The sequence below is a fragment of the Phaeobacter sp. JH20_37 genome, assembly GCF_048056015.1.
GTDB classification, from domain to species: domain Bacteria; phylum Pseudomonadota; class Alphaproteobacteria; order Rhodobacterales; family Rhodobacteraceae; genus Phaeobacter; species Phaeobacter bryozoorum.
Map to the genome: position 1 here is coordinate 259,829 of NZ_JAYMWW010000014.1, position 26,995 is coordinate 286,823.

The following is a 26,995-nucleotide window of genomic DNA, read 5'->3' on the forward strand; positions in this document are numbered from 1 at the left end:
AGCTCAGCCCAGATCTTGCAAGACGTTTGCAAAGCTTGTTTCCTTTGCAATCAGAACCGCTTGGGTCCGGCTTTGGACCCCGAGTTTGCGCATGATCGCGGTGACATGCGCCTTTACCGTGGTTTCGGCGATCGACAGGTCATAGGCGATCTGCTTGTTCAGTTTGCCCGCGCAGATCAGTTGCAGGATCCGCGCCTGCTGATTGGTCAGCGTCGCCAGACGCCCGGTCGCATCCTGCGTTTCACTGTCCCGCGGCAGCAGCACATAGCCGGGCGGGACGAAAGGCGTGCCCCTGCCGATGGCGTCAAAGGCGTCGATATAGATCTCGCGCTGGCTGTGCTTGGGCACAAAGCCGGCGGCACCGGCGTGGATGGCTGCGCTGATGACCCGGTTGTCCGCCATCGACGATACGACAAGGATCGGCGCGGTCGTCGCATTGTGCAGCCGTATCAGCCCGTCGAGGCCCTGAGCATCGGGCAGGTTGAGATCCAGCACCACCGCATCGGGAGCAGGAGTGTCCGAAACCTCGGAAATGGCCTGTTCCACTGTCGCGGCGGTTGCGATGCTGGTGATCCCAACCGTGGCGCGCAGCGTCATCGCCAGGGCGTCGCAGAACAGCGGGTGATCCTCGACGATCAGCGCGGTCACAAAGCCTGCCGGGTCCTGCGCATCCGGGGTGCGAGGTCGCTGGGGATGATCTGGGGCGGGCGAATGGGTCATCAAACTCCTCAAGCCTATGCCAATGGTCCATGGTCTGCGCCGGGCAATCGCGGGTCACATCGCGCGCCAAAGCCACGCGCCCGCCATGCCGCTCATGCTAGCAGCACCTGCAAGCCGCGACCAATAGGCGAAAAGTCTAAGACGGCTCGCGAAGATGCAACGGCCGTGATTTCGCGTCTGGCGGGAGCGTAGGCCTGTGCTATCCTTGCTGCGCGCACCGTCGCCGTCTGATCTGCAACCAATGTCGCATATCGGCGCGCAGCCGGATTGCGTTATGCAGGCGCCAGCAGGGGCGTCCCAGTGCCCGCAACACGATGTATCGCCAGCAAAAGGAATAGGCTTATGAAACTTGCCGATACCCGCAGCATCGCTGCCCCGCGCGCCGAGGTCTGGCAGGGGCTTCTGGATGCCGAAACGCTGAAGGATGCGGTGCCCGGCTGCCAGGAAATGGAGGGATCGGCCGAGGAGGGTTTCACGGCGGTTGTGGTACAAAAGGTCGGCCCGGTTAAGGCGACATTCCGTGGCACTGTGACCCTGTCCGATCTAGATGCGCCCAATAGTCTGACCCTGCGGGGGGAGGGCAAGGGCGGCGCGGCTGGGTTCGCCAAGGGCGACGCCCATGTGACGCTGAGCGATGGTGAGGACGGGCATACCCTGCTGACTTATGAGGTCGAGGCCAAGGTCGGCGGCAAACTCGCCCAGCTTGGAAGCCGGATCATCGACGGGTTTGCCAAAAAGATGGCCGACCAGTTCTTCGAACGGTTCCAGACCGCCGTCGAAGGGGATAGTTCGGTCGAAACAGATGCCTCAGTGGAGGAGGCCGGGACACCTGACGCCAGCCAGGACGAGGCGCCGCGCAAAGGTTGGATTGGCCGGGTGCTCGGCAATTGAGCGGACAGGTGGTCAGGGGAGAGATGGCGGTTAATCCGGCTCTTCCAGATGAAATTTCACGATTTCACGCCACAGCCGCTTGACGCTCCGAAAGCACCGATTTATAGACCAAATTCCCTGAGCGGGTATGGTGAAATGGTATCATAAGAGCCTTCCAAGCTTAAGGTGCGGGTTCGATTCCCGCTACCCGCTCCAGGATTTCCGACATAGATCAGACCGGTAGCCGCGCAGAAGATCTCTCTGGGGTGTTCAGGGCGGTCCCGAACCATTCATGCGGCGGTATGACAGGCTTTGACGGCCTCTGTGCGCTTGACCTCAGGGGTTTGCGGGGTCATGAACCTTGGCGATGCGCAGGCGACAGAGCCTGCCACACGGAACGTCGAAGGAGCTGACATGGCGGGCAATCAAGCGGTCCCGACTGCGGATGTAGAGCGCGAGAAATCGCGCAAGATTGGTGTCCTGTCTGCCCTCTGGCCGTTTATGCGCCCCTACCGCCTGTTGATGGCCACCGCGACGCTAGCACTCGTGCTCACCGCGGGCCTGTCGCTGACGCTGCCGCTGGCGGTTCGCCGGGTGGTCGATAACTTCCGGGTTTCCGATGCTGAGCTGCTGAACCAGTATTTCGCCGCTGCTCTGGTGATTGCGGCGCTGCTGGCCGTGGGCACGGGCCTGCGCTATGCGCTGGTCACGCGGCTGGGAGAGCGGGTGGTTGCAGATATCCGCAAGGCGGTGTTTGACCGCGTCATCGGCATGAGCCCGGCGTTTTTCGAGCAGATCATGACCGGAGAGGTGCTGAGCCGGATCACCACGGATACAACGCTGATCCAGTCGGTGCTGGGCTCGTCGGTGTCGATTGCCCTGCGCAATATGCTGATCTTTGGCGGCGGTCTGGTGCTGATGCTGCTGACCTCGGCCAAGCTGACCAGCCTTGTTCTGCTGATCGTGCCTGCGGTGATCGTGCCGATTCTGGTGTTGGGGCGGCGGCTGCGCAAGATCAGCCGCGAGAATCAGGATTGGATCGCGGCCTCTTCCGGCAACGCGGGTGAGGCGCTGGGCGCGGTACAGACGGTTCAGGCCTATACGCATGAGAGCGCCAGCCGGGGCGAATTCAGCCGGATGACAGAAACCGCATTTGACGTTTCAATGCGGCGGATCCAGACCCGTGCCTTCCTGACCGTGATCGTGATATTTCTGGTGTTCTCCGGCGTGGTTGGCGTCCTGTGGATGGGCGCAAACGATGTGCGCGCCGGGGTCATGTCCGAAGGCACCCTGGTCCAGTTCGTGATCTATGCGGTGCTGGTAGCAGGCTCGGTAGCGGCGCTGTCAGAGATCTGGAGCGAATTGCAACGGGCCGCTGGCGCAACCGAACGTCTGGTGGAGCTGCTGACGGCGGTGGATGAGGTGCAGGATCCGTCGCGTCCGCAGGCGCTGGCCGAACCGGTGCGGGGCGAAATCCGATTTGACAATGTGTCCTTCCGCTATCCCGCCCGTCCGCTGATTCCGGCCCTGAGCGACGTCTCCCTGACGGTGAAGCCGGGCGAGACGGTTGCCTTTGTCGGCCCCTCCGGTGCGGGCAAGACAACCATCATCCAGATGATCCAGCGGTTCTACGATCCCACTGATGGTGCGGTCTGTCTGGATGGTGTCTCGTTGCGGGACCTGCAACGGGATGCTTTCCGCAGACATATCGCGCTGGTGCCTCAGGACCCGGTGATCTTTGCCGCCTCGGCGCGGGACAATATCCGCTTTGGTCGTCCCGAGGCCAGCGACGCCGAGGTCGAGGCCGCCGCCCGTGCGGCCGCCGCACATGACTTTATCACTCGGCTACCAGAGGGTTATGACAGCCAGGTCGGGGAACGTGGCGTGATGCTGTCGGGCGGTCAGAAACAACGGATCGCCATCGCCCGCGCGATTCTGCGCGACGCGCCGGTGCTGTTGCTGGATGAGGCCACATCCGCACTGGATGCCGAAAGCGAACGACTGGTGCAGGCCGCTGTCGATGAGCTGAGCCAGGGCCGCACCACCTTGATCGTGGCGCATCGACTGGCAACCGTGAAAAAGGCAGATCGCATCGTGGTGATGGAAGAGGGCCGTATCGTGGCCACCGGCAGCCACGATCAGCTGGTTGCCGAAGGCGGGCTTTACGCGCGTCTTGCACGGCTTCAGTTCACCGATGGGCTGGCTGCGGAATAGGCAGACCCGGTCTCAAATGAGCCGAATTTCGGCTTCAAGGTCGAAAAACTTCAAATGTCGCTGCGTCAAAGCGCAGGCTTCCTTGACGTGACCCTGTCGGCGCGCTTGCGCGGCGGGTCGTTTCAAATCATTTTGTGTTAACTGAAATTCCCCGGCACAAGGGGACTAGGGGAGGAAACCAATGGGATTTGCCACGGCTGCGGACTGCTTGGCACTAACGAACGAGATGCCTTTTGGGCAGCGGAATATGCCGACGACGCTTTATGGGTTGCTGTCCCGTACGGCCGGGAAATTTCCCGACAACAACGCGGTGAGCTACCAGATTTTCTCTGGTCCCAAGGATAAGGCCGAGACCCTGACCTGGCGCCAGCTGAAGGACAAGGTGACCCAGGCGGCGAATATGTTCCGGTCCATGGGGATCGGTGAAAAGGATGTGGTCGCCTATATCCTGCCGAACTGCAATGAAACCGTCGTGACCCTGCTCGGCGGCGCTGTGGCAGGCATCGCTAATCCGATCAACCCTCTGCTTGAGCCTGAGCAGATCGCCTCGATCCTGCGCGAAACCGGGGCGAAGGTGGTGGTGACCCTGAAGCCTTTCCCCAAGACCGACGTCGCCCAGAAGGTGGCGGAGGCGGTGCGCCATGCGCCCAAGGTGAACACGGTTCTGGAAATCGACCTCAACCGCTATCTGACGCCGCCAAAATCCTGGATTGTACCGATGATCCGCCCCAAGCTTGAGGGCAAGGACAAGCTGGCCCATGCGGATTACAAGAATTTCAACAAAGAGCTGCGCAAGCATCCGACCGAGCTGACGTTCGCGGATTCCGACAGCGACCGGGTGGCCTGCTATTTCCACACCGGCGGCACCACCGGGATGCCCAAAGTGGCGCAGCACACCTATTCCGGCATGAACTACAACGGCTGGCTGGGCAGTAAGCTGCTGTTTACCGCAGATGACAATATCATGTGTCCGCTGCCGCTGTTCCATGTCTTTGCCTGCCATGTGATCCTGATGGCGGCGGTGGCCTCGGGGGCGCATGTGGTGTTCCCGACACCGCAGGGCTATCGCGGCGAGGGTGTCTTTGACAATTTCTGGAAGCTGATCGAACGCTGGAAGATTTCCTTTATCATCACCGTGCCCACTGCAATTTCGGCCAAGATGCAGCGGCCCGTCGATGCCGATGTCTCGACCGTGAAGACGGCCTTCTCCGGCTCGGCGCCACTGCCGGTCGAACTGTTCAAACGGTTCGAAAGCGCAACGGGCGTCAGCATTGTCGAAGGTTACGGCCTGACCGAGGCGACCTGCCTGGTCTCCTGCAACCCGGTTCAAGGCGAAAAGAAGATCGGCTCGATCGGCATTCCGCTGCCCTACACTGACGTCAAGATCGTGAAGGCAACCAATGGCGATATGGTCGAGCTGGGTGTGGATGAGATCGGTGAGATCTGTATCTCGAGCCCCGGCGTCTATGCCGGTCATACCTATACCGAGGTCGAGAAGAACGAAGGTCTGTTCTACAAGGACACCTATCTGCGCACCGGCGATCTGGGCCGTCTGGATGCGGATGGCTATCTCTGGATCACGGGCCGGGCGAAGGATCTGATCATCCGCGGCGGCCACAATATTGATCCGGCCGAAATCGAAGAGGCGCTGCTGGGGCATGAGGCCGTCGCCTTTGCGGGTGCAATCGGCCAGCCGGATGCCCATGCCGGCGAGGTGCCATGTGCCTTTGTCGAGCTGGTGGATGGCGCAAGCGTGACGCCGGAGGATCTTTTGGCCTATTGCAAGATCCACGTGCATGAACGCGCGGCAATCCCGAAACATGTCACGGTGATGGATGAGCTGCCAAAGACGGCCGTGGGCAAGGTGTTCAAACCTGATCTGCGCAAGAATGCCATCACCCGGATCTACAATGAGGCCCTGCTGAAGGCCGGCCTGCCTGCGCGCGTCGAACATGTGGTCGACGACAAAAGCCGCGGTCTGGTCGCCCAGGTTGAGGCCAATGGCGCCTCGGCCTCCGATATTTCGGATGTGCTTGGTGTCTTTACCCGCCCCTGGGAGCCGATGCCAAAGGGCTGATCCCAGAGCGGCGGATGGCACTGCGTCACCCCAGCATCAGAAAGCGCCCCACGCGGGCGCTTTTTTCATTTGTAAAGCATGGTTTTTGATTTCGGCGCTGCTAATCTCATTCGACGGACTATGAAGATAGGGAACGGGTGAGATGAACTACGAGCGGCTGATCGACGAAGAAACCTGGGCCTTTATCCGCAAAACCGGCGAATGTTACCCGGATGATGCGGTGGATCTGTCGATCACGGAACAGCGCAAGGTCTATGATGACATGGCCGCTGAATTCCGTGTCGCGCGCCCGGATGTGGTCCGCTGCGAGGATCGGCTGGTGGGGGCGGTGCCGGTGCGGATCTACACCGCCGGAGAGCCGGGCTGCACGGTGATGTACTGCCATGGCGGCGGCTTTGTCGTTGGTGGATTGGACAGCCACGATGACGTCTGCGCCGAGCTTTGCGCCCAGAGCGGCTATCGCGTTGTGGCGGTGGATTACCGTCTGGCCCCAGAACATCGCCACCCTGCGGCCTTTGAGGACGCCTGGGCGGTCTTGCAGTGGATCCGCGACAGTTTTGAGGGGGATCTGGTTCTGGCTGGTGACAGCGCCGGTGCCAATCTCTGTGCCGCCGTGGCGCATCATGCGCGCGGACGTATTGACGGGCTGGTGGGGCAGGTGCTGATCTACGGCGCCTTTGGTGGCGATATCAATCAGGGCTCTTATCTGGAACACGCGCAGGCGCCGATGCTGACACGGGATGATATCCTCTACTACGGGTCAATTCGCCGCCCGGAAGGCACGCAGGCGACGGGCGATCCGACCCTCGAACCGCTGGCCGATACCGATTTTTCTAACCTGCCCGCAACGGTGCTGATCACTGCCGACTGTGATCCGGTGCGTGATGATTCCCGCCATTACCGCGACAAGATCATGGCCGCCGGTGGCAAAGCGCATTGGATCAACGAACAGGGGCTGGTCCATGGCTATCTGCGCGCCCGCCACAGCGTCGGCCGCGCCCGTGATAGTTTCGAACGGATCTCCGTCGCCGTGGAGGCGCTGGGGCAGGGGCTCTGGCCTTATGAGTGAGCGCTGTCGTCGGCCCGGCCCCTGGCACATGATCAGCCTGCGAAGTCGCGGCAGTTTTCAGGGGCGGCTGCGCGGTTGTACCAGCCGCCGCTCTTGACCCGCCAGTCGCTGCTGTGGGTGGTGACATAGGACCAGTTGCCCACTGGAAGATGCGCATAGCCGATGGTGTCGCCGGGTTGGATCGTGCCGATACGGGCGGTGCCCGCACTATGGCCGGAATAGAGCGGGACCGGAGCGCCAAGCCAACCCAGACAGGCGCCCTCAAATTCATCGCGGATCGGCAGATCCACCAGCAACCGCCGCAGATGCGTATCGTTCAGCGTCAACTGCCTGCGCCCGGTGTTGACCTTGCAGCCGTGATACTTCTCCAGCGCGCGGATGTCCTGCACCTGCCGGTTGCTCTGCGGGTCAAGCGCGACGGATTTTCCGAGGCAATCGCTATTGTCGAAAACGCTTTGGCCCAGCACCGTTCCAAAACAATAGCCGGCACGGTCCATGATCAGATTTCGCGTGAACCACAGATCATCGCAGCCGTCCTGTGCAAACGCGGGCAAGGGCAGCAGCGTTAACAGTAGTGTGAGATAGCGGATGGGCATGGCAGGCTCCTGTTGATCGCGGCGACGGTCCGATAAGCCTGCCATGGATCCTCAGCTGAGGAAAGATTTTGCCTTCATCGTGTCGGCGATGGGCGCACCAAGGCGGCTGAGGATGGTAGGCGCCAGCTGGCGCTGGTCGATCACCACATCTTCCGCCGGGCCTTCGGCCGGGCCGAAATAATACAGCGCGGTTTCCTGTTGCAGGGCGCTGCGCCCGCCATGGTGGCCGCGATCATCCTGCCCGTGATCGGCGGTGACGATGATCTCATAGCCCATTTCGCGCCATTTGAAGATAAACGGCGCCAGCATCTCATCCATGACGAAACAGGCGTGGTCCATTTGCTGGCAATCGTGGAAAAACCGGTGCCCCATGCTGTCCAGCGTGCAGGTGTGCAGCATTCCGTAGTTCAGCCCGAACCGCAGGCAGAGGTTTGTCAGCGTGCCAAACAGATCGACGTCCGACGGGGTCATCTGGTTGTCCAGCCCGTAGCCGGTCATCGAATGGAACCGCCCGTGATTGATCGTGGCGCTGTCCGGTTCGTCATATTCAACGTCGCGCACGGGGTCATAGGGGTGGCGGTTGAAGAAGGAGGACCAGAAACTATGCGCCACCGCACCGGTTACGCCGCCGCCCTCGCGAACCTGGCTGAACACATCCTTGTGGCCCAAGCGGAAGACATTGCCATTGCCGGTGCAGCCATGTTCGGCGGGGGCAACACCTGTGTGGATCGAGGCATAGCAGCTGGCGGAGATCGAGGGCAGCACCGACCGGTGTTTCCAGACCCGCGCTTCGCCGCTGTCGACCCAGCCTTCCAGATTGCCAAACAGCCGACGGAAGTTGCGCCACGGCACCCCGTCCAAGATGATAAGGAGAAGTTTGTTGTCCATCGCAGAACCCAAGGTCTTGTAAAGGTGAGTTAAAAAGGCGGCCGTGAGGAGTGTTCCTGCGGCCGCCTTTGAGTGCGTCCCGCCGCAGGTGCCTGCGACGGGGGGATATCAGGTGCTGGGCTGCTAGTTGCCCGCACTTTCCATCTTGCGGTTGGCGATGACCTCTTCCAGCCACCCGAGCCGCATTTCCGGCACCGAGCTGAGCAGCAGATCGGTGTAATCGTCAAAGGGGGGCGACAGCACTTCGGTCTTGCCGCCATAGCGCTGGACGCGGCCCTGATACATCACCGCGATATTATCCGAAATCGCCCGCACCGTGGCGAGATCGTGGGTGATGAACAGATAGGCGACATTCTCGATCTTTTGCAGTTCCAGCAACAGCTTCAGAATGCCATCGGCCACCAGTGGGTCCAGCGCCGAGGTGACCTCGTCGCAGATGATCATCTTGGGCTTCGCCGCCAGCGCACGTGCAATACACACCCGCTGTTTCTGTCCGCCCGACAGCTCCGCCGGGTAACGGTCGATGAAGCTTTCGCCCAGCTCGATCTCATCCAGCAGTTCGATGATCCGTTTGCGCTTCTCCGCGCCCTTCATGCCAAAGTAGAACTCTAGCGGACGGCCGATGATCGTACCGACGGTCTGGCGCGGATTCATCGCCACATCCGCCATCTGATAGATCATCTGCAATTCGCGCAGATCCTCGCGGGTGCGTCCCGCCAGATCGGAGGACAGCCGACGCCCGGCAAACTCGATATCACCCTCGCGCGGTGGCAATAGCCCGGTGATCACCCGTGCCAGTGTCGATTTACCAGAGCCGGATTCTCCGACCACGGCCAGCGTCTGACCGGGGTGCAGGTCGACGTTCACATTATGCAGCACATCGAATTTGGTGCCCTGGTAGCGCGCGGTGATATTGCGCACGCTCAGCACCGGCTCCGAGGTCGGGGCCTTTTCCTCATGCGTGATGGAACGCACCGAGACCAGCGCCTGTGTGTACTCCTCCTGCGGGGCGTTGATGATCTGATCGACGGGGCCGTATTCCACCATATTGCCGTGGCGCAGCACCATGATGTCGTCGCTCACCTGTGCCACCACCGCAAGGTCGTGGGTGATATAGAGTGCAGCCACACCCGTGTCGCGGATGGCTTCCTTGATCGCCATCAGCACCTCGATCTGGGTCGTCACATCCAGCGCCGTTGTCGGCTCGTCAAAGACCACCAGATCCGGCTCCGGGCAGAGCGCCAGCGCCGTCATGCAGCGTTGCAGCTGACCGCCGGAGACCTGATGCGGATACCGCTCGCCGATATTGTCTGGATCGGGCAGACCCAGCTTGGCAAAAAGCGCGCGGGCGCGGGCTTCGGCCTCTTTCTTGGAGAATTTGCCCTGCTCAACCGCCGCTTCGATCACCTGTTCCATGATTTTCTTGGCCGGGTTGAACGAGGCCGCCGCCGATTGCGAGACATAGGTGACCTCGCCGCCGCGCAGGCGACGGATATCGCGCAGTTTGGATTGCAGGATATCGCGGCCATTCACCCAGACCTCGCCGCCGGTGATCTTCACACCGCCCCGGCCATAGGCCATGGAGGCCAGACCGATGGTGGATTTTCCGGCGCCGGATTCGCCGATCAGCCCCAGCACCTTGCCCGGTTGCAGATCAAAGCTGACACCATGCACGATTTCGATGTCATGGGGCTTTTCCCCCGGCGGGTAGACAGTTGCGCCGATCTTGAGATTGCGCACTTTCATAAGAGGTTCGCTCATCCGCGGCCTCCTTTCAGCGAGGTTGTGCGGTTCAGGACCCAGTCCGCGACAAGGTTGACCGAGATCGCAAGGGTGGCGATGGCGATGGCAGGCAGCAGTGCCGCTGGAATGCCATAGACGATGCCTTCCTTGTTTTCTTTCACGATCCCGCCCCAGTCGGCTTCTGGCGGTTGCACGCCAAGGCCGAGGAAAGAGAGCGTCGAGACAAACAGCACCATGAAGATGAACCGCAGGCCCATTTCGGCCACCAGCGGTGACAGCGCGTTGGGCAGGATTTCGCGGAAGATGATCCAGGCGGTTTTCTCACCGCGCAGACGCGCGGCTTCGACGTAGTCCATCACCTCGATATCCACCGCAACCGCACGGGCAAGACGATAGACGCGGGTGGAGTCCAGCAGACCCATGACCACGATCAGAACCGGTACGGTCACCGGCATCACCGACAGCACCACAAGGGCAAAGATCAGCGTCGGGATCGACATCACCAGATCGACCAGCCGCGACATCACCTGATCCACCCAGCCACCGGCAACGGCGGCAAAGAAGCCCAGCACCGATCCGGTGACAAAGGACAGGATGGTGGCCGCAGTGGCGATGAAGATGGTGGTGCGTCCGCCATAGATCATCCGGCTGAGAAGATCACGACCGATATTGTCGGTGCCAAGGAGATGCTCAGCCGAGCGCGGCTCCCAGACGTCACCGACAATTTCAGCCATCCCATAGGGGGCCAGCAGCGGTGCAAAGATCGCCATCAGGAAGTAGAGGGCCGTGAAGAACAGCCCGATCATTGCAGAGATAGGGATATTCTTCATTTCGGATGCCTCAGACGCGGGTTCGACAGGATCGCCACGATGTCGGCAATCATGTTCAGCACGATGTAGACGGCGGCAAAGATCAGACCGCAGGCCTGCACCACCGGGACGTCACGCTTGGACACGTGGTCGACCAGATACTGGCCCATGCCCGGGTAGACAAAAACCACCTCGATCACCACGACACCAACCACCAGATAGGCGAGGTTCAGCATCACCACATTGACGATCGGTGCGATGGCATTGGGAAAGGCGTGACGGGCAATCACGTTGAAGGTGCTCAGCCCCTTCAGCTCCGCCGTCTCGATATAGGCCGATTGCATCACATTGAGGATCGCCGCCCGCGTCATGCGCATCATATGCGCCAGAACCACCAGTGTCAGCACCGCGACGGGCAGGGCAATGGCGTTCAGTTTTTCCAGCAGGCTCATGGATTCATTGATCATTGCGACAGAGCTGAACCAGCCCATCTGCACCGCAACGAAATAGATCAGCAGATAGCCAATCAGGAATTCCGGGATCGAGATCGAGGCCAATGTCACGGCCGAGATCAGTTTGTCAGGCCAGCGGTCGCGGTAACGTACCGCCAGAAGGCCCAGGAAGATCGCCAAGGGAACCGAGATCACGGCAGCCCAGAACGCCAGGAACAGCGTGTTGCCAAGACGGCGGCCAATGCTGGTTGCAATGTCCTGACCATTGGTCAGGGCGGTGCCCAGATCACCTTGCAGGGCGCCGAACAGCCAGTCGAAATAGCGCAGAACAGCCGGTTCATTCAGCCCCAGTTCCTCGCGCAGGTTGGCAAGAGCCTCTGGCGTGGCCGACTGACCCAGAATGGACTGCGCCACATCGCCGGGCAGGATCAAGGTGCCCATGAAGATGAGCACGGATGCGGCGATCAAGAGAATTAGTCCCAGCGCGAGGCGCTGGGACACAAGTTTCACGACGGGGTGCATGGCATGGACCTCTATCAGGCCAACCAGCACTTATGCGACCATTTGCCGGCCATAGTGTCGCCGGTGGAATCCACCACCCAACCCTGAACCTTGCTGCTGGTCGCTTCGATGAAGTCGTTGAACATCGGGCAGATCAGACCGCCTTCGTCCCGCACCATCATGCCCATCTGGCTGTAGAGCGCCTTGCGCTTGGCTTCGTCCAGCTCGCCGCGGGCGGCAAACAACAGCTGGTCAAAGTCTTCGCGCTTGAAGCGGGTGTCGTTCCAGTCTGCGGTCGACAGATACGCGGTCGAATACATCTGATCCTGCACCGGACGGCCACCCCAGTAGGAGGCACAGAACGGCTGGGCGTTCCAGACTTCGGACCAGTAACCATCACCGGGCTCGCGCTTCAGTTCCAGCGGGATACCGGCGGCATTGGCCGACTGCTGGAACAGCTGGGCTGCATCCAATGCACCCGGGAAGGCAACATCCGACACCCGCAGGGTGATCGGGCTGCCATCATGGCCGGATTTCTTGTAGTGCTCTGCCGCTTTGGCCGGATCAAACGGGCGCTGCGGGATGCTGTCATCAAACAGCGGATAGGCGGAGTTGATCGGCATGTCGTTACCGACGGAGCCATAACCGCGCAGAACCTTATCGACCATTTCCTCACGGTTGATGGCATATTTAAGCGCCAGGCGCAGCTCGTTGTTGTCAAACGGCGCGGTGTCGCAATGCATGATGAACACATAGTGGCCCGGACCGGCTGCGTTGCGCACGGTCAGGTTCGGTGCACGGTCGAGGAGACCTGCAACCTTCGGCTCAACACGGTTGGCGATATGCACCTGACCCGATTGCAGCGCCGCCATACGGGCGGTGGCGTCGTTGATTACCACGATTTCGACTTCATCGACATGGCCGCGGGTGTCATCCCAGTAGTTGGGGTTTTTCTTCCACATATGGCGCACGCCCGGCTCATCGGCGACCAGCATATAGGCACCGGAACCGATGCCCGCTGCCGGGTTGTCAAAGCCGCCATCAGGCTGGATCATCAGGTGATAATCGGCCATCAGATAGGGCAGGTCGGCGTTCGGCGTGGTCAGCGAGACGACGAAGTTGTCGCCATCGGCCTTCATGCTTTCGATGCCGCGCATAATGCCGAGCGCACCCGATTTACTGTCCTCGTTGGAGTGGCGCTCCATGGTGCGCATCACGTCCTCGGCCGTCACCGCCTTGCCGTTGTGGAATTCAACGCCCTTGCGGATCTTGAAGGTCCAGGTCTTGGCGTCTGCACTGGCTTCGACGCTTTCGGCGAGACGGTTTTCGATGCCGCCTTCGGGCGTCACGTTCACCAGCGTTTCACCGAACTGATAAAGATTGTGGTAGGGCACCTGGCTTGCGGCCACGGCGGGATCGAGCGAGTCGGTGCTGCCGCCGCCGATGGAGCCGAGCTTCAGCGTGCCCCCTTTGACCGGGCCTGCGGCCTCGACGGCGCGGGCAAACAGGCTGCCTGCTACTGCGGCGCTGATGCCGAGTGCGGCGGTTTTGCCCATGAATTCACGCCGGGTCATTTTCCCGGAGGTGACGCTTTGCGTCATGAAATCAATCTGGTCTTTCATTGCGGACTCCCTGTCGTATCTAGACGCTGAACACGTCATTTCTTGAATTGTCATTCAAGGTTTGCGCATTTGCTGCGACCTCGCAACCCTTATTAGCGTGCTTTCTGGCGCAGGCGGGGATGGCGAAGGCATAAAGAGACGGTGATCCCGTCGTCTTTTGGAACTGGTATGTCGTATTTGGTAAGAAGTGAATGGCTGGTGGGACAATATGTGGAAAAAACCAATGCACTCGCGATGCCAATTATTATCGCCGCCGCACCCCGTATTTCGCCAATGGATGGTGGACCCCGCCTGATTTTCGGCCAAAACGGGTGATCCGAGCCGGTTTTGCGACAGGCCGCAGCTGCGGGCGCGATGGCCGATCTGGCGCATTTTCGCGATTTCGGATGCTTGCTTTGGCACCAATGGGCGCGTCAGGACATGACGGAAAACGACATCCGCAACCTAACCGCAATCCGCCCGCAGAAAAGCGCAGTTCACCAGTCCGCGCTGTCCATCCAGATGGTCACCGGACCGGAGTTGATCAGCGCAACCTGCATATCGGCCCCAAAGGACCCGCGCGCCACAGGCACCTCAAGCGCCGCCAGCTGATCGGCAAACCGGGTGTAAAGCGCGCGGCCCAGATCCGGCGCGGCGGCATTGGAGAAGCCGGGCCGGTTGCCACGGCGGGTATCGGCGGCCAGTGTAAACTGGCTGACAACCAGCGCGCCGCCGCCGATATCCTTTACCGAGCGGTTCATCTTGCCCGCCTCATCGCGGAAAATCCGCAGCTTGCTGATCTTGGCCGCCATCTGATCCGCTTCGGCCGCGCTGTCCCCCGCCATCGCGCAGATCAGGATCAGCAGGCCTTCACCGATTTCACCGATGATATCGCCGTCGACGGTGACAGACGCCTCGGACACTCGCTGGATCAGGGCACGCATGGATTATCCTACTCAGTGATATGCGGCGTCAGTCGCGCCAGGTGGTGAAGTCGTGCAGTTCAGCGCGTTCAGTGCGGAACTGGTTGGCCGGGTGGTCGGGATCGGCATAGCCGAAAGACAGCGCACAAAGGATATTTCGATCCTCCGGTATGTCGCAGAGCTGATGCAGCATCGGCGCATAGGTGGCAACAGCGGCCTGCGCGATGCTGGCAACGCCCGCTGCGGTTGCGGCCAGCGTGAACCCGGTGACAAAGCCACCGCAATCCAGCGCACCATAGGGGCCAAGCTCCTTGGGGCTGGTCAGGATCGCGCAATGGGGGGCGTCAAAAAGCGTAAAGTTGCGCATCATCTGCCGGTGAGAGCCGGCGCGATCGCCGCGTTCAACACCAACCGCCTCATAAAGCGCCCAGCCGCAGGCCTGTCGCCGCGCCTTATAATCGCCACTGTAACGCTCGGGAAAGGGGAGGTCGGGGGCAACAGAATCCTTTGCGACCGCCTCCGCCAGGGCCACCCGCAGCGCATCCGTCGCCGCGCCGCTGAACAGTGTCACCTGCCAGGGCTGGGCATTGCACCAGGAGGGCACTTTCTGGGCGCAACGCAGGATATCCTCGATAATCGCACGGGGTACCGGATCGGGGCGAAAGCCGCGACAGCTGTGACGGCGGCTGAACAGCGCATCAAGCGCAGGAAGGGTGGTCATGGCGGATCCTTATGTCGGCTTCGGGGGGCTCGTGGTCTCGGCGCGGAATGTCAGCGTGATCCGAAATAGGCCACAGCAGCGCCGATCAGCAGTGCCAGAGCAACGGCGGCGGCAATTTTCCATACCGAATAGGGGCGTTCTCCCTGTACCCGACCGGATTGCCCGTTGACCACAAAACGATAAGTCTTGCCCCGATATTTATAAGCGGCCAGCCAGACCGGCAGCAGCACATGTTTGAAGGTGATATCGGAAAAATCGCTGTCGATATGTTCGATCCGTTGCCGATCCCCGCCAATGTCAAAACGCACGTCGCGTTCGATGACCCGGCGCATCCGCGCAGTCGCCTCGCCGTAGCCATCGGCCAGTTCCACCGCATAGGCCTCGGCCCGGAACCCGGCCAGATACTGCGGCTGGTAAGGCTCCAGCGCCGACAGGTCCCAGGGCTCCAGCGCATCGGTGTTCTTTTTCGGCAGGCTCTTGGAGGCGAGCACCAGCACATCGTCAAAGAACCGCTGCACCCGCCCCGAGACCGGCCGCCAGCGTATCTTCGGCACCTGCCGCGACTGGCGCTTGCCGTCGACCATCACGGTTTCGGTGACATAATAGACGGTGCCGCGCTGGCCGCGATACTGCGAGCGGGTGTCGGCGTCGAAGGTCCAGTAGGGGACATAGATGCCGTCCATGCGTCGGCCTTTGCGGGCATATTGTTGCAGGCCGCTCGGCGCAAACCACAGCTGGCCCAGCCAGCCCGACATCGCCTGATGGGCGCTGCGCTCATCAAAGGCGAAGGGCAGCACGCCCTTGGGCTTGATATGACGGTGGATCCCGGTGTCTGTGACCATCGGCGTGGCGCAGAACGGACATTCCCCCGCATGGTCCTTTTGGTCAAATTCCACCTGCGCGGCGCAGTTCGGACAGCGCAACACGCGGGTTTCTTCCATGTCGGCCTCGGCCAGCCCCGAGGAGAGCGCCGTCTCGAAATCCAGCTCCCGCAGGCTGCCACCCCGCCACGGGCCGGATCGGATCGCTTCCCGGTGGCCGCAATGATCGCAGGTCAGCGTGCCGTTTTCAGGATCATAGCGATAATCCGCGCCGCATTGCTCGCAGGGGAACCGATGTTCCTCAAGCGGTGCCTGCGTCTCGGCGCTGGCGGAGCTCTCGGCAGGCGACAGGCCGGAGGGCGGCGGCGGTGGGGGCTGGGTCACGTGGGGAAGCCTCAAAGATATCTATGCAGCAGTTTCGGCACCATGATGCGCAGGGCGTTGTCCTTCAACAGGAAATGGCGCCACAGATGGAACAGCCCATGCAGGACGATGACAATGAACAGCGCATCAAAGGCAAGTTCATGCAGCTCTTCAGCCAGCTCATGCAGGGTGCGGCTGCCTGCGGCAGGATTGATCGGCAACACCCCAAAAGCGCGGATCGCAAAGGGAGCCAGCACCCCGGCCAGCGCCCCGGTTGCGACCATGACCGGCAGGCCGATTTGCAAGACACGGTGGTTCAAACCGTGGAACCGTCTGGCCCAGCCCGGCAGCTTGGGACCGGCGCGCCCGGCCAGCCCTTTGCGCAGATAGACAAGCGTCCAGATCAGCACGACCACGGCAAGGAGCAGGCCAACGCCCGCGTGGGTGGCCAGCGCCAGCCCCGGATCGGCGCGGTTCTCCTCCGGTTCCACGAGAAAGAAATAGAGGATCAATCCAAGGCTCAGCCAGTGGAGCCATTTGAGCGCGCTGCGTCGGGTCATATGCAGAAGGTCCTTCGTGGCATAAGGGCTGCGGTCTGTCCTGAGAAAGGGCGCCGGTGATCGCAGCGCCCTCGGGATTGTGTGATGTCAGCCAGCCGGCGGTGCGGGCGGCGGTGGCGGAGGCGGCGGTGGCATGATGGTGAACAGCTGCGCCAGTTCGATGACATCGCCTGCCGCCTTCCAGCCGTCCTGACCGGGTGTCCAGACCAGGCTGTCCCGGCGCAATCCGCCCTCCTGTGCCATTCGCCCCAGTCGGGCCTTGGAATAGGGGCCGGTGGTCTGACCGTTCTCGGCGATGTGCCAGACATGTTCCACCGGTGGAGGCGGCGGCGCCACCGGCGCGGCGGCCTGCGGCGCAGCGGGTGCGGGCCGCGCGCCCCAGGGACCGCTGGTCTGACCCGCTGCATGAGCGGCGGCACCCGGCTGCGCCATCTGCGCCATCTGCTGGGCCATTGCCATGCCCATCCCCATGCCCATTCCGGCCCCCATGCCACTATTGGGCGCCTGGGCGGCGGCGGTCATCGCCTCGGCGGCGGAGAACTGCGTGTAACGGCCAAGATCACCGACGATTCCCATCTGGGTGCGCTTGTCCAGCGCCTGTTCGACCGCGGCGGGCAGCGAGATATTCTCGATATAGAGCTCGGGGATCGCGATGCCGTATTCGGCCACCGTGGCGGAAATCTCAGCCGCCACCAGCTTGCCCAGATCGGCGGTATTTGCAGCCATATCCAGAACCGGAATGCCGGAGCCTGCCAGCACCCGGCTCACCTGCTGGACGATGATATTGCGGATCTGGAAGGAGATTTCATCCATGGTGAACTCACCATCGGTGCCGACGATCTCGCTCAGGAACCGGGCCGGGTCCACCACCCGGATGCTATAGGTGCCAAAGGCGCGCAGACGGACCGGCCCGAACTCCGGGTCGCGCGCCATGATCGGGTTCTTGGTGCCCCACTTCAGATCATTGAACCGGGTGGTGTCGACAAAGTAGATCTCGGATTTGAACGGCGACTGAAAGCCGTGATCCCAATGTTGCAGGGTGGTCATGATCGGCATGTTGTTGGTCTCCAGCATGTAGAGACCGGGGGTGAAGATATCGGCCAGCTGACCTTCATGCACAAAAACCGCCGCCTGACCTTCGCGCACCGTCAGCTTGGCGCCGTATTTGATCGCGTGGCCTTCGCGCTCGAACCGCCAGACCAGCGTGTCATTGGTGTCGTCGGTCCAGTGGATGACGTCGATGAACTCTCCCTTGAGAAAGTCGAAAATACCCATTGTCTTCATCCTCTTTCGGCGATGCCGGGGCATCGGGGTCGGCAAATGCGGAGCCGCTACTGCGGCTCTCCCATGATATCATATGCGATGGCTTGCACGATGGGCCGCGCCTCATCGGCGGACATGCCGGTGCGCAGGCGCGGATCGTACAGGATTTTCAGGAGTTTCTCATCCTGGCTGGTCAGCAGCGCAAATTCGTCGTCATCGTTGAAGATCGAGGGGCGCGCCTGCGGGCTGTCGTTGCGCAGGCCAAGGCCCTGGGCAACTTCCTCGTGGATACAGCTGCGCCGCGCCAGATCCGGGTGCTCGGCGCGGATAAGCGCGACCCCGCGCATATAGGACGATGGATCCGCCTGCAGCCCCCCGGCGCGCACCAGACAATAGTAGCTCTGCGGCGGGTTGGCAAAAACCTCTAGGTCGGCGTCGCTGATCGACGGCAGGATCTCCCGCACGCGGCCGGCGACATAGGCGCTGTCGTCGGCGCCTGCAAAAATCACGTTGAAATTGGCGCGCGCACGGCTGGTGGTGGTGCTGATCGGATGGCCGGTGATCCGGGCCAGACGGGCGGCATAGGCATCAAGGGTGGCGCGATCCTTCTGCTGCTGTTCTGCGCTGACCGAGGGGCCAAAATCGGCCCGCAGACGCACCGGCCCGTCCCAGCGCCCAAGCGCGCCGGAGGTGCGCAGATTGCTGCTGACATATTCGTCGTAAAAGGCGATCTGCTCAAAATTCCGGCGCAGATCATCGGCGTCATAGGGCGTCTCCGGCCCGCCCCCATCGGTCCGCAGCAGCCCGCGTGTCAGCAGGTCCTGCTGGAGGGCGCCATAGTAGCGGGCCAGCCGCTGGCTCTCTGCGGAGGGCGGCTTGGGCTGCGGGGCGAGATTGGCCGGGCGTGTCGGCGGCACCAGCGAGGTGCGCTGAGCGAGGGGATCGCATCCCATCAGGAACGCAGTCCCGGCCAGCGCGCCGACAAGCATCGGCACCAGCCGTCGCCTTCGGGCGCGCTGCGATATCGGCGCGGCTGCGGTCATGCGGTGCCGGGAACCGCCGTGGCGGCGGTATCGCCGACCCCGTCGCGCCGCGCCTTTGCCGAGGCCAGCGTGTCACGCAGCTCCGCTTCCATCTTCTTCAGCTCCGCCTCGGCGGCGGCGCGCTTGGCCTTGCCCTCATCGGCGATCTGAAGGCTTTCCTGAATGGTGCCGATCAGATCCGCATTTGCCTGTTTCACCGCTTCGATATCAAAGACACCGCGCTCCATCTCCTGTCGGATCATCTTGTTGCTTTCGCGCAGATTGGCCGCGTTGGAGGTCAGCAGCTCATTGGTGAGGTCATTGGCATCGCGCACCGCCGCCGCCGCCTCGGCGGAGCGCTGGATGGTAACAGCCTGTGCCAGCTGGGTCTCCCAGAGCGGCACGGTATTGACCAGCGTCGAATTGATCTTGGTCACCAGCGATTTGTCATTCTCCTGCACCAGCCGGATCGACGGCAGCGACTGCATCGTCACCTGGCGCGTGAGCTTCAGATCATGCACCCGACGTTCCAGATCGTCGCGGGCCGCGCGCATGTCACGCAGCTCCTGCGCGCGCATCACCTGATCGGCCTCCGGTGCGGCGGCCACTGCCGCCTCCAGCGCCGGGATTTCCTTGCTGTCCAGTTCGGCCAGCTTGGCCTCACCTGCTGCAATATAGAGCGCCAGTTCGTCATAGAAGCTCAGCGTCTTGGCATAGAGCAGATCCAGCGACTTGATATCCTTTAGCAGCTGATGCTCATGGCCAAGCAGATTGTCGGTGATGCGGTCGATCTGGCCCTGCACATCCTCAAACCGCGCGGTGAACTTCGCAAAGGGCGCAGCGCGACCCAGCAGCCGCTCCCAGAAACTGCGCTTGCGGCGCACATCCAGTTCGGACACCGAAAAGCCCCGGATCGTGGTGACGATATTGCGCAGCGAATCGCCGGCAGGACCAACATCCTTGTTGCGCACATCGGTCAGCATGGCCTGGCTGATCTGTTGCAATTCAGCCTGCGCACCGGAGCCGAAGTTGATGATCGAGTTGCTGTCGGACATGTCGATCTGCGCCATGCGCGACTGGATGTCTGCACTGGTGGCGGCGTCGGCCTGATCCAGCGACTGGATTTCGGCCGTCGGCTCCGGCAGTGCGATCGCGGTGATTTCGGAGATCAGCTGAGCCTCCTGGGCGGCTTTCGTCTGGGTCGTCTTGGACATGTCGAAGTTCCTTATGGCTGTGTCAGCGGGGGTCCAGGTGAACGCCCTCGCGCTGCAAACGGTCCCGCAGCACGTCGATTTCAACGGTCAGATCGGTGCGGTCCTCCAGCAGCATCTTGCGGGTGCGGGCGGCAAAGTTTTCCTCAAGGTCGCGCAGCAGCGCCAGATAATCCTCGCGCGACCGGGGGTCGCCACTGCGCGTATAGATATCGGCAAACTTGATCGTGGCGTCGCGCGCGCCCATCAGATAGACGGTCAGATAGCGCCGCGCGCCGGTCAGGTCGCGGGGGTCTTCCTCAACGGTGCGGAAGAGATCGCGCGCCACCTCCTGAAAGGCCTCAACCCGCTGTTCGACCTCGCGGTCACGGGCGCGCAGAGCGGCATCCTTCATGGCCGAGAGATAGGTTTCCGCCTCTTCGACGACACGGGCGACCCGGTCGCGCTGGAAATCGTCGATGCCCTCGGCGCCCTTGTCGCGCAGGGGATCAAGCCCAAAGGCCGCCAGATGCAGGCCGCTCGCCGCTGCGGCATAGATCAGCGCCGTCAGCGCGCCGGGGTCCTGCCGCCAGGCGGCAAACAGCGCGCCGACACCGCAGAGCAGCGCGGCGAGGATCTTGCGGGGCAGGGCAGGGCGACGGGCGACCTTGCGATCGTCATAAGCGGCCTCGGCCCTCAGCCCGTCGCGCAGCAGATAGGCCGATCCGGCCCATGTCGCGGCCGCAAGCAGCCCAAAGGCGAGACCGGCAGCCCCCGAAAAAACGGACATCAGCGCGACCAGACCGGAAGGCAGCGCCATCAGATTGGCGCGTGCTCCGACCGGATCGACGCGGGCATTGCGATAGCTGCCAGAACTGGAGCCCGCGCCGATCGACGCCGGTTCATCGGCGGCTTTCCGCTCGTGTTCGTCGGGACTGTATTTGCCGCCAAAACGCCGCGCCATGCCATCAGCCTCCGACCAGCCAGCCGGTTGCCAGACCGATCATCAGGATCAGCAAGGCCACAAAGGCGAGTTTCTGCACGTTTATTCCCCCGAGATGAGCGCTCCAAGCAATTGGAAACTTAGGATATGCAGCGCCATCTTGCTAGGGGGAAGTCTCAGGCCTTCGCCGCAGGGCCGTCTTTGGCGGTGGCTCAGCGTCGGGGCGGTTTGCCGCCACCGCGTGGGGCTGAACTGCGACCCGCATCACGGCCAGCTCCGCCGCCTGCGGGTTTACCGCCGAATTTTCCGGTCGGTTTGCCTGTCGGCTTGCCCATCGGTTTTCCGGTCGGTTTGCCAGCTTGCTTGCCAGCTTGCTTGCCAGTCGGCTTGCCAGCCGGTCTGCCGCCCGGCGTCTCCGTGCTGCGACCCGCCGGTTTTCCGCCGGGCTTTCCGGCGAACCGGTCAGCGGGTTTGCCCTTGCCTGAAAATTTGCCGCCGGACGCGCCGCCAGGACCGGACCGGCCGGCGGGCCGGGCGCCTGAACGCTCTGCGGATTTGTCGCCAGAGCGGTCCGAGCCTGCAAATGAACGGCCCGCCGGGTTTCCGGCAGGTTTTCCGACGGGCTTGCCGCCTGGTTTTGTCGCTGGTCTTGCGCCGGCTTTCGTCGCTGGCTTGCCCGCCGGTTTCGCGGCACCGGGGCGCTGTCGTACCGGGCGGCCTGGGCGCTTGGGCTTGTCGTCTTCCTCGGTCTCGGGACCGGTCAGACCCAGCTGATCGCGCACCACACGCGGACGCAGCTCCTCGACTTCGCCTGGCTTCAGATTGCCCAGCTGGAACGGCCCATACGACAGGCGCAGCAGGCGGTTCACGGTAAACCCGATATCCTCAATGGCGCGGCGGATCTCCCGGTTCTTGCCTTCGCGCAGGCCAATGGTCAGCCAGGCGTTTGCGCCCTGCTGACGATCCAGCGCGACCGTCATCGGCTGAAATCTCTCTCCCTCGATCACGAGCCCCTGACGCAGCGGTTCAAAATCGCTGTCCTTCGGTCGGCCGTTGATCCGCACCCGGTAGCGGCGCAGCCAGCCGGTCGACGGCAGCTCCAGCTGCCGCTTGATGCCGCCGTCATTGGTCAGCAGCAGCAGCCCCTCGGAGTTGAGGTCAAGCCTGCCGACCGTCATCACACGGGGCATGTCCTCGGGCAGCTCATCAAAGATGGTCCGGCGGTCCAGCTCGTCGCTGGTGGTGGTCACCAGCCCCGCTGGTTTGTGATACATCCACAGGCGCGGCGGCTCCGGATCCTGCATCGGCATGCCATCCACCACGATCCGGTCCTTGCCCAACACCACATTCAGCGCCGGGCTGTCGATGACCTTGCCGTTCACGGCGATACGCCCTTCGGCGATCATCTTTTCGGCCTCGCGCCGCGATGCAACACCGGCGCGCGACAGCACCTTTGCGATGCGGTCGCCGTCCGGGCTCTCGCCGGTTGCGGAGGGGGCGGTCGGTTTCTTGCTGGCGCGGGCTGGTTTCGCCGCTGCGGGGCGCTGGCCCTTGGGGGAGGATGGTGTTTTGCTCATACCTGAGGCCATAGATCATTCCGCGCGGTTGCGAAAGCTCCCATTCTGGGGCAGGGAGAGCTATGCCGTTTCGTTCTCATATGGATATTGCCCTTGCCGAGGCGCGCGCAGCCGCCGCGCGCGGCGAGGTGCCGGTGGGCGCCGTGCTGATCGCGCCGGATGGCCGTGTCGTGGCACAGGCGGGCAATCGCACCCGCGAACTGAACGACCCCACCGCCCATGCCGAGGTGCTGGTGATCCGTGCGGCCTGCGCCGCCGCCGGTTCCGAGCGGTTGACCGGTCACGACCTTTACGTGACGCTGGAACCCTGCGCGATGTGCGCGGCGGCGATTGCTGCCGCCCGCATCGGGCGTGTTTACTACGGGGCGTCCGATCCGAAATCCGGTGGCGTCGCCCATGGTGCCTGCGTGTTCTCGCACCCGCAGGCTCATCACGCGCCCGAGGTTTACGATGGCATTAGCGCAGAGCCGGCCGAAACCCTGCTGAAGGAGTTCTTTGCGGCGCGTCGCGCCGGGGACGGTTGACCGCGCTGATTTCCTGCCCGTAGCGTGTCGGCGCGGCGGGCCAGCATATGAGCGGCCTGCACTGCCGAAATGGGGGGGGGCGAGTGATGAGCAAGGAATATCTGGCAGATGACGGGCAGCTGCGCTGTGGCTGGGCTGGATCCGCGCCCGAGTTTCTGGCCTATCACGATCAGGAATGGGGTTATCCGGTGGCAGATGATCGCCGCCTGTTTGAAAAGATCTGTCTGGAGAGCTTTCAATCCGGCCTGAGCTGGCGGACCATTCTGGCCAAGCGCGAGAACTTCCGCGCAGCCTTCCATGGTTTTGACTGGGACCGCGTGGCGGAATTTGGCCCGGCAGATGTGGAGCGCCTGTTGCAGGATGCAGGCATTGTCCGCCATCGCGGCAAGGTCGAGGCGGTGATCAACAATGCCCGGCGCGCGCAGGAGCTGGTCAGGCAGGAGGGCTCGCTGGCGGCGTTTTTCTGGCGGTTTGAACCCGGTCCCGATGCGCAGGTGCCGCCGCAGACGGCCTCTATCACGCCGCAGTCCATCGCGCTGTCAAAAGAGCTGAAGAAACGGGGCTGGAAATTTGTCGGCCCCACCACCTGTTTTGCCTTCATGCAGGCGATGGGGCTGGTCAATGATCACGCGGAGCATTGCATCTGCCGCGCGCAGGCGGCCAGGGCGCGCGCCAGCTTTCAATCCCCGGCCTTATCCGGCGGCGAGTGATAAGGCCGCACGCGTGATCTTCGCGCTTTTGAGGTCAGCGCGCTACCAGGCTTTCGCGCGTGCCCGCGCCGCCCCGGCCGGGGCGGCGCCATGCCCAACGGGACCGGATCTGCACCGCAGACCGGGGTCCGGGCGGGAGCCTGTCGGCTAGACGTCGATTACGTCCAGAACCTGCGGCTCGATCACCGTCACATCCGGCAGCGCCTCGGCCAGTTTCTCGGCGCTCTGCTCAAGGATCGGGAACGTGCGGTAGTGGCAGGGGATCACGGTCTTGAAGTTGAAATACCGTGTCGCCGCATAGGCCGCCTGCGCCATATCCATGGTGAAATGCCCGCCCGCGCTCAGGATGCCGATGTCGGGTTTGTAGTAATCCCCCATCCAGTCCATATCGGCCATCAACCCGGTATCGCCCGAGATATAGAGCGTCTTGTTTTCACTCATCAGCATGTAGCCGACTTCGCTGCCCGCGGTGCGCAGCCCGTCCTGGGTGGCAAAGGTCGAGCTGTGCGAGGCAGGCACCATCGCCAGTTGCGGCCCGTCCAGATTGACGGTTCCGCCTTTGTTGAAGCCGATGGTGGTGACCTCCTCGGTCTCGCCCCAGATGCCCATCAGGTCATATTGCCCCACAATCGGCACATCCAGGCGTCGCGCCAGCGCCAGCACGTCGATCACATGGTCGAAATGCGCATGGGTCAGAATGATATGGGTGGCGCCGGTGATCGCGGCGTCATGCTGGTCCTCGGCGAGCATGGGATTGCCGGTGAGCCAGGGGTCGACCAGCAGAACCTGCCCTGCGGTCTCGATGCGAAAACTGCCATGGCCCAACCAGATGATCTTCATGTTCTGTCTCCCTCAATACTGTTACGATCGGCCCCGCTGGCGCATCGTCTTGGCCTAAGCCTATCGCGCTTGGTGCAAAAATCCACTCGCCCGCGCTCCGTCACGCCGATTTCACCGGGGTTTCGCGCCGCCACAGGCTTGCGGCGGCGGCGGTGCGGCGGTAAATGCGTCCTAACACGAGATGAGGGTTTCCATGTCGATTGACCAAAGCACCGCCGCAAAAGTGGCCAAACTGGCCCGTATCAAGGTCGAAGAGGACGCGCTGCCAGCACTGGCGGATGAGTTCAACACCATCCTCGGCTTTATCGAGCAGCTGAACGAGGTGGATGTTGAGGGCGTCGAACCGATGACGTCGGTGACGCCGCAGCGCCTGAAACGCCGCGTCGACGAGGTGACCGATGGCAATCAGCAGGACAAGATCCTGGCCAATGCCCCCGATGCCCGCGAAGGGTTTTTTGCAGTGCCCAAGGTGGTTGAATAAGACATGACCGAACTCAATAAACTCACCCTGTCCGAAGCCCGTGACGCATTGCGCAAGGGCGAGACCACCTCTGTCGAGCTGACCAAGGCCTGCCTCAAGGCCATCGAGGCCGCAGATGCGCTGAACGCGTTTGTGCACAAGACACCCGAAATCGCGCTGGAGCGCGCCAAGGCAGCAGATGCACGGATCAAGGCAGGCGATGCGCCCGCCATGTGCGGCCTGCCGATCGGCATCAAGGATCTGTTCTGCACCAAAGGTGTCGCCAGCCAGGCCGCCTCCGGCATTCTGGAAGGTTTCAAGCCCGAATATGAATCCACCGTATCGCAGCAGCTGCAGGATGCCGGCGCTGTCATGCTGGGCAAGCTGAACATGGACGAATTCGCCATGGGCTCGTCCAATGAAACCTCCGTCTATGGTAACGCGGTCAGCCCCTGGCGGCGCGGCAATGATACTGCCGAGCTGACACCGGGCGGCTCCTCCGGCGGCTCCGCAGCGGCCGTGGCTGCGGATCTGTGCCTAGCGGCCACCGGCACCGACACTGGCGGCTCGATTCGCCAGCCGGCCGCCTTTACCGGGATCACTGGCATCAAGCCCACCTATGGGCGCTGCTCGCGCTGGGGCGTTGTGGCCTTTGCCTCCTCCCTGGATCAGGCGGGCCCGATGACCAAATCGGTGCGCGATGCGGCAATGATGCTTGAGGCGATGTGCGGCCATGACCCCAAGGACAGCACCAGCGCCGATCTGGCGGTGCCGAACTTCGAGGCGATGCTGACCGGCGATATCAAGGGCAAGAAGATCGGTATCCCGCGTGAATACCGCATGGATGGAATGCCCGGCGAAATCGAGAAGCTCTGGTCCGAAGGCGCCGAGATGCTGCGTGCCGCCGGGGCGGAGATCGTCGATATCTCCCTGCCGCACACCAAATACGCCCTGCCTGCCTATTACGTGATCGCCCCGGCCGAGGCCTCCTCCAACCTCGCGCGCTATGACGGTGTGCGCTATGGCCAGCGCGCGGCGCTGGAGGCGGGCGATGGCATTACCGAAATGTACGAAAAAACCCGCGCCGCAGGCTTCGGCCATGAGGTACAGCGCCGCGTTATGGTGGGGACCTATGTTCTCTCGGCCGGTTTCTACGACGCCTATTACAACCGCGCCCGCAAGGTCCGCACCCTGATCAAGAAAGACTTCGAAGACGTCTTTGCCCAGGGCATTGACGCGATCCTGACCCCGGCGACACCTTCGGCCGCCTTTGGCCTCGGCGAAATGATCGACGCGGATCCGGTGCAGATGTATCTCAATGACGTCTTTACCGTCACCGTGAACCTCGCCGGCCTCCCCGGCATTTCGGTTCCGGCCGGTGTTGATGCGCAGGGCCTGCCGCTGGGGCTTCAGCTGATTGGCCGCCCCTGGGAAGAGGGCGATCTGCTGAATACGGCCTATGCGCTGGAAGGGGCCGCCGGTTTTGTGGCCAAGCCGGCCCAATGGTGGTAAACCCTGTCCTGATCTGAGCAGAACCA

General features: G+C 62.5%; 26 protein-coding genes and 1 tRNA gene. 10 read left to right on the top strand and 17 right to left on the bottom strand.

All coding sequences use genetic code 11. The features are described 5' to 3' along the window. Window positions 1-3: 3 nt before the first annotated feature. Complete coding sequence (locus VWZ87_RS12575) at window positions 4-597, bottom strand: LuxR C-terminal-related transcriptional regulator (protein WP_416535137.1); 594 nt, start codon at window positions 595-597, stop codon at window positions 4-6. Between the two features lie 465 nt (window positions 598-1,062). Between VWZ87_RS12575 and VWZ87_RS12580 the strand changes: the two genes are divergently transcribed. The 5 genes from VWZ87_RS12580 to VWZ87_RS12600 all read left to right on the top strand — a co-directional run bounded on the left by VWZ87_RS12580 (window position 1,063) and on the right by VWZ87_RS12600 (window position 6,950). Then, the gene (locus VWZ87_RS12580) at window positions 1,063-1,611 is read left to right on the top strand and encodes a CoxG family protein (protein WP_416535078.1); all 549 of its coding nucleotides are present in this window, start codon (window positions 1,063-1,065) and stop codon (window positions 1,609-1,611) included. A gap of 121 nt (window positions 1,612-1,732) precedes the next feature. Then, window positions 1,733-1,806, top strand: a tRNA-Gly gene (locus VWZ87_RS12585). A 198-nt stretch (window positions 1,807-2,004) separates the two neighbouring features. Next, complete coding sequence (locus VWZ87_RS12590; protein WP_340546090.1) at window positions 2,005-3,804, top strand: ABC transporter transmembrane domain-containing protein; 1,800 nt, start codon at window positions 2,005-2,007, stop codon at window positions 3,802-3,804. 181 nt (window positions 3,805-3,985) lie between these two features. Then, window positions 3,986-5,881 carry an acyl-CoA synthetase gene (locus tag VWZ87_RS12595; RefSeq protein ID WP_340546089.1) on the top strand — a complete coding sequence of 632 codons (1,896 nt, stop codon included), beginning with the start codon at window positions 3,986-3,988 and terminating at the stop codon, window positions 5,879-5,881. Window positions 5,882-6,023: 142 nt separating this feature from the next. Then, window positions 6,024-6,950, top strand: a complete 927-nt coding sequence (locus VWZ87_RS12600; protein WP_340546088.1) for an alpha/beta hydrolase — start codon at window positions 6,024-6,026, stop codon at window positions 6,948-6,950. 32 nt (window positions 6,951-6,982) lie between these two features. On the opposite strand, the gene VWZ87_RS12605 is transcribed toward VWZ87_RS12600, so the two are convergent. The 6 genes from VWZ87_RS12605 to VWZ87_RS12630 all read right to left on the bottom strand — a co-directional run bounded on the left by VWZ87_RS12605 (window position 6,983) and on the right by VWZ87_RS12630 (window position 13,561). Next, the gene (locus VWZ87_RS12605) at window positions 6,983-7,546 is read right to left on the bottom strand and encodes a DUF4453 domain-containing protein (RefSeq protein WP_416535079.1); all 564 of its coding nucleotides are present in this window, start codon (window positions 7,544-7,546) and stop codon (window positions 6,983-6,985) included. A gap of 51 nt (window positions 7,547-7,597) precedes the next feature. Next, complete coding sequence (locus VWZ87_RS12610) at window positions 7,598-8,434, bottom strand: alkaline phosphatase family protein (protein WP_416535080.1); 837 nt, start codon at window positions 8,432-8,434, stop codon at window positions 7,598-7,600. A gap of 123 nt (window positions 8,435-8,557) precedes the next feature. After that, on the bottom strand, window positions 8,558-10,195 hold the full coding sequence (locus VWZ87_RS12615) for an ABC transporter ATP-binding protein (RefSeq protein WP_340546086.1): 1,638 nt from the start codon (window positions 10,193-10,195) through the stop codon (window positions 8,558-8,560). Continuing rightward, window positions 10,192-11,007, bottom strand: a complete 816-nt coding sequence (locus tag VWZ87_RS12620) for an ABC transporter permease (RefSeq protein ID WP_340546085.1) — start codon at window positions 11,005-11,007, stop codon at window positions 10,192-10,194. Before VWZ87_RS12620 ends, VWZ87_RS12615 begins: the two co-directional genes overlap by 4 nt. Further along, window positions 11,004-11,960, bottom strand: coding sequence for an ABC transporter permease (locus VWZ87_RS12625; protein WP_416535138.1), 957 nt, complete (start codon window positions 11,958-11,960; stop codon window positions 11,004-11,006). The genes VWZ87_RS12620 and VWZ87_RS12625 overlap by 4 nt, the downstream gene beginning before the upstream one ends. Window positions 11,961-11,974: 14 nt before the next feature. Then, window positions 11,975-13,561, bottom strand: a complete 1,587-nt coding sequence (locus tag VWZ87_RS12630; protein ID WP_061048721.1) for an ABC transporter substrate-binding protein — start codon at window positions 13,559-13,561, stop codon at window positions 11,975-11,977. A 168-nt stretch (window positions 13,562-13,729) separates the two neighbouring features. Here VWZ87_RS12630 and VWZ87_RS12635 point away from each other — a divergent pair, with 168 nt between their 5' ends. Further along, a complete protein-coding gene (locus VWZ87_RS12635; RefSeq protein WP_340546082.1) occupies window positions 13,730-13,876 on the top strand; it encodes a hypothetical protein in 147 nt (48 codons plus the stop codon). A gap of 161 nt (window positions 13,877-14,037) precedes the next feature. Here VWZ87_RS12635 and dtd read toward each other — a convergent pair whose 3' ends face one another. The 9 genes from dtd to VWZ87_RS12680 all read right to left on the bottom strand — a co-directional run bounded on the left by dtd (window position 14,038) and on the right by VWZ87_RS12680 (window position 22,923). Next, the gene (gene dtd / locus VWZ87_RS12640) at window positions 14,038-14,484 is read right to left on the bottom strand and encodes a D-aminoacyl-tRNA deacylase (RefSeq protein WP_416535081.1); all 447 of its coding nucleotides are present in this window, start codon (window positions 14,482-14,484) and stop codon (window positions 14,038-14,040) included. A 28-nt stretch (window positions 14,485-14,512) separates the two neighbouring features. Beyond that, window positions 14,513-15,184, bottom strand: a complete 672-nt coding sequence (locus VWZ87_RS12645) for a nitroreductase (protein ID WP_416535082.1) — start codon at window positions 15,182-15,184, stop codon at window positions 14,513-14,515. 50 nt (window positions 15,185-15,234) lie between these two features. Continuing rightward, window positions 15,235-16,389, bottom strand: coding sequence for a TFIIB-type zinc finger domain-containing protein (locus tag VWZ87_RS12650; protein WP_416535083.1), 1,155 nt, complete (start codon window positions 16,387-16,389; stop codon window positions 15,235-15,237). Window positions 16,390-16,400: 11 nt separating this feature from the next. Then, window positions 16,401-16,928: a cytochrome b/b6 domain-containing protein gene (locus tag VWZ87_RS12655; RefSeq protein WP_416535084.1), complete on the bottom strand. Its 528-nt coding sequence runs from the start codon at window positions 16,926-16,928 to the stop codon at window positions 16,401-16,403. An 87-nt stretch (window positions 16,929-17,015) separates the two neighbouring features. Continuing rightward, complete coding sequence (locus tag VWZ87_RS12660) at window positions 17,016-18,203, bottom strand: SPFH domain-containing protein (protein ID WP_416535085.1); 1,188 nt, start codon at window positions 18,201-18,203, stop codon at window positions 17,016-17,018. 56 nt (window positions 18,204-18,259) lie between these two features. Further along, window positions 18,260-19,144 carry a DUF2927 domain-containing protein gene (locus VWZ87_RS12665; protein WP_416535139.1) on the bottom strand — a complete coding sequence of 295 codons (885 nt, stop codon included), beginning with the start codon at window positions 19,142-19,144 and terminating at the stop codon, window positions 18,260-18,262. Window positions 19,145-19,230: 86 nt separating this feature from the next. Next, on the bottom strand, window positions 19,231-20,427 hold the full coding sequence (locus VWZ87_RS12670) for a toxic anion resistance protein (protein WP_416535086.1): 1,197 nt from the start codon (window positions 20,425-20,427) through the stop codon (window positions 19,231-19,233). 22 nt (window positions 20,428-20,449) lie between these two features. Further along, window positions 20,450-21,367: a 5-bromo-4-chloroindolyl phosphate hydrolysis family protein gene (locus VWZ87_RS12675; protein WP_416535087.1), complete on the bottom strand. Its 918-nt coding sequence runs from the start codon at window positions 21,365-21,367 to the stop codon at window positions 20,450-20,452. Between the two features lie 191 nt (window positions 21,368-21,558). Continuing rightward, a complete protein-coding gene (locus VWZ87_RS12680; RefSeq protein WP_416535088.1) occupies window positions 21,559-22,923 on the bottom strand; it encodes a pseudouridine synthase in 1,365 nt (454 codons plus the stop codon). A 62-nt stretch (window positions 22,924-22,985) separates the two neighbouring features. Here VWZ87_RS12680 and VWZ87_RS12685 point away from each other — a divergent pair, with 62 nt between their 5' ends. Both VWZ87_RS12685 and VWZ87_RS12690 read left to right on the top strand, forming a co-directional pair. After that, window positions 22,986-23,447, top strand: coding sequence for a nucleoside deaminase (locus VWZ87_RS12685; RefSeq protein ID WP_340546073.1), 462 nt, complete (start codon window positions 22,986-22,988; stop codon window positions 23,445-23,447). Window positions 23,448-23,533: 86 nt separating this feature from the next. Next, on the top strand, window positions 23,534-24,157 hold the full coding sequence (locus VWZ87_RS12690) for a DNA-3-methyladenine glycosylase I (protein WP_416535089.1): 624 nt from the start codon (window positions 23,534-23,536) through the stop codon (window positions 24,155-24,157). 147 nt (window positions 24,158-24,304) lie between these two features. Here VWZ87_RS12690 and VWZ87_RS12695 read toward each other — a convergent pair whose 3' ends face one another. After that, complete coding sequence (locus VWZ87_RS12695) at window positions 24,305-24,997, bottom strand: metal-dependent hydrolase (RefSeq protein ID WP_416535090.1); 693 nt, start codon at window positions 24,995-24,997, stop codon at window positions 24,305-24,307. Between the two features lie 193 nt (window positions 24,998-25,190). On the opposite strand from VWZ87_RS12695, the gene gatC reads away from it, so the two are divergent. Both gatC and gatA read left to right on the top strand, forming a co-directional pair. Further along, on the top strand, window positions 25,191-25,478 hold the full coding sequence (gatC, locus tag VWZ87_RS12700; protein WP_008561736.1) for an Asp-tRNA(Asn)/Glu-tRNA(Gln) amidotransferase subunit GatC: 288 nt from the start codon (window positions 25,191-25,193) through the stop codon (window positions 25,476-25,478). A gap of 3 nt (window positions 25,479-25,481) precedes the next feature. Beyond that, window positions 25,482-26,969, top strand: coding sequence for an Asp-tRNA(Asn)/Glu-tRNA(Gln) amidotransferase subunit GatA (gene gatA, locus VWZ87_RS12705; protein ID WP_416535091.1), 1,488 nt, complete (start codon window positions 25,482-25,484; stop codon window positions 26,967-26,969). The last annotated feature ends 26 nt before the right edge of the window (window positions 26,970-26,995 follow it).

Excerpts from the sequence above, each read along its gene's own strand:
- VWZ87_RS12675 (WP_416535087.1), bottom strand. The coding sequence starts at position 21,367 with ATGGCGCGGCGTTTTGGCGGCAAATACAGTCCCGACGAACACGAGCGG.
- VWZ87_RS12615 (WP_340546086.1), bottom strand. The coding sequence starts at position 10,195 with ATGAGCGAACCTCTTATGAAAGTGCGCAATCTCAAGATCGGCGCAACT.
- gatA (WP_416535091.1), top strand. The coding sequence starts at position 25,482 with ATGACCGAACTCAATAAACTCACCCTGTCCGAAGCCCGTGACGCATTG.
- VWZ87_RS12680 (WP_416535088.1), bottom strand. The coding sequence starts at position 22,923 with ATGAGCAAAACACCATCCTCCCCCAAGGGCCAGCGCCCCGCAGCGGCG.
- gatC (WP_008561736.1), top strand. The coding sequence starts at position 25,191 with ATGTCGATTGACCAAAGCACCGCCGCAAAAGTGGCCAAACTGGCCCGT.
- VWZ87_RS12575 (WP_416535137.1), bottom strand. The coding sequence starts at position 597 with ATGACGCTGCGCGCCACGGTTGGGATCACCAGCATCGCAACCGCCGCG.
- VWZ87_RS12655 (WP_416535084.1), bottom strand. The coding sequence starts at position 16,928 with ATGACCCGACGCAGCGCGCTCAAATGGCTCCACTGGCTGAGCCTTGGA.
- VWZ87_RS12660 (WP_416535085.1), bottom strand. The coding sequence starts at position 18,203 with ATGGGTATTTTCGACTTTCTCAAGGGAGAGTTCATCGACGTCATCCAC.
- VWZ87_RS12690 (WP_416535089.1), top strand. The coding sequence starts at position 23,534 with ATGAGCAAGGAATATCTGGCAGATGACGGGCAGCTGCGCTGTGGCTGG.
- VWZ87_RS12685 (WP_340546073.1), top strand. The coding sequence starts at position 22,986 with ATGCCGTTTCGTTCTCATATGGATATTGCCCTTGCCGAGGCGCGCGCA.
- VWZ87_RS12695 (WP_416535090.1), bottom strand. The coding sequence starts at position 24,997 with ATGAAGATCATCTGGTTGGGCCATGGCAGTTTTCGCATCGAGACCGCA.
- VWZ87_RS12600 (WP_340546088.1), top strand. The coding sequence starts at position 6,024 with ATGAACTACGAGCGGCTGATCGACGAAGAAACCTGGGCCTTTATCCGC.
- VWZ87_RS12635 (WP_340546082.1), top strand. The coding sequence starts at position 13,730 with ATGTCGTATTTGGTAAGAAGTGAATGGCTGGTGGGACAATATGTGGAA.
- VWZ87_RS12605 (WP_416535079.1), bottom strand. The coding sequence starts at position 7,546 with ATGCCCATCCGCTATCTCACACTACTGTTAACGCTGCTGCCCTTGCCC.
- VWZ87_RS12630 (WP_061048721.1), bottom strand. The coding sequence starts at position 13,561 with ATGAAAGACCAGATTGATTTCATGACGCAAAGCGTCACCTCCGGGAAA.
- VWZ87_RS12610 (WP_416535080.1), bottom strand. The coding sequence starts at position 8,434 with ATGGACAACAAACTTCTCCTTATCATCTTGGACGGGGTGCCGTGGCGC.
- VWZ87_RS12645 (WP_416535082.1), bottom strand. The coding sequence starts at position 15,184 with ATGACCACCCTTCCTGCGCTTGATGCGCTGTTCAGCCGCCGTCACAGC.
- VWZ87_RS12590 (WP_340546090.1), top strand. The coding sequence starts at position 2,005 with ATGGCGGGCAATCAAGCGGTCCCGACTGCGGATGTAGAGCGCGAGAAA.
- VWZ87_RS12625 (WP_416535138.1), bottom strand. The coding sequence starts at position 11,960 with ATGCACCCCGTCGTGAAACTTGTGTCCCAGCGCCTCGCGCTGGGACTA.
- dtd (WP_416535081.1), bottom strand. The coding sequence starts at position 14,484 with ATGCGTGCCCTGATCCAGCGAGTGTCCGAGGCGTCTGTCACCGTCGAC.
- VWZ87_RS12580 (WP_416535078.1), top strand. The coding sequence starts at position 1,063 with ATGAAACTTGCCGATACCCGCAGCATCGCTGCCCCGCGCGCCGAGGTC.
- VWZ87_RS12670 (WP_416535086.1), bottom strand. The coding sequence starts at position 20,427 with ATGTCCAAGACGACCCAGACGAAAGCCGCCCAGGAGGCTCAGCTGATC.
- VWZ87_RS12595 (WP_340546089.1), top strand. The coding sequence starts at position 3,986 with ATGGGATTTGCCACGGCTGCGGACTGCTTGGCACTAACGAACGAGATG.
- VWZ87_RS12665 (WP_416535139.1), bottom strand. The coding sequence starts at position 19,144 with ATGGGATGCGATCCCCTCGCTCAGCGCACCTCGCTGGTGCCGCCGACA.
- VWZ87_RS12620 (WP_340546085.1), bottom strand. The coding sequence starts at position 11,007 with ATGAAGAATATCCCTATCTCTGCAATGATCGGGCTGTTCTTCACGGCC.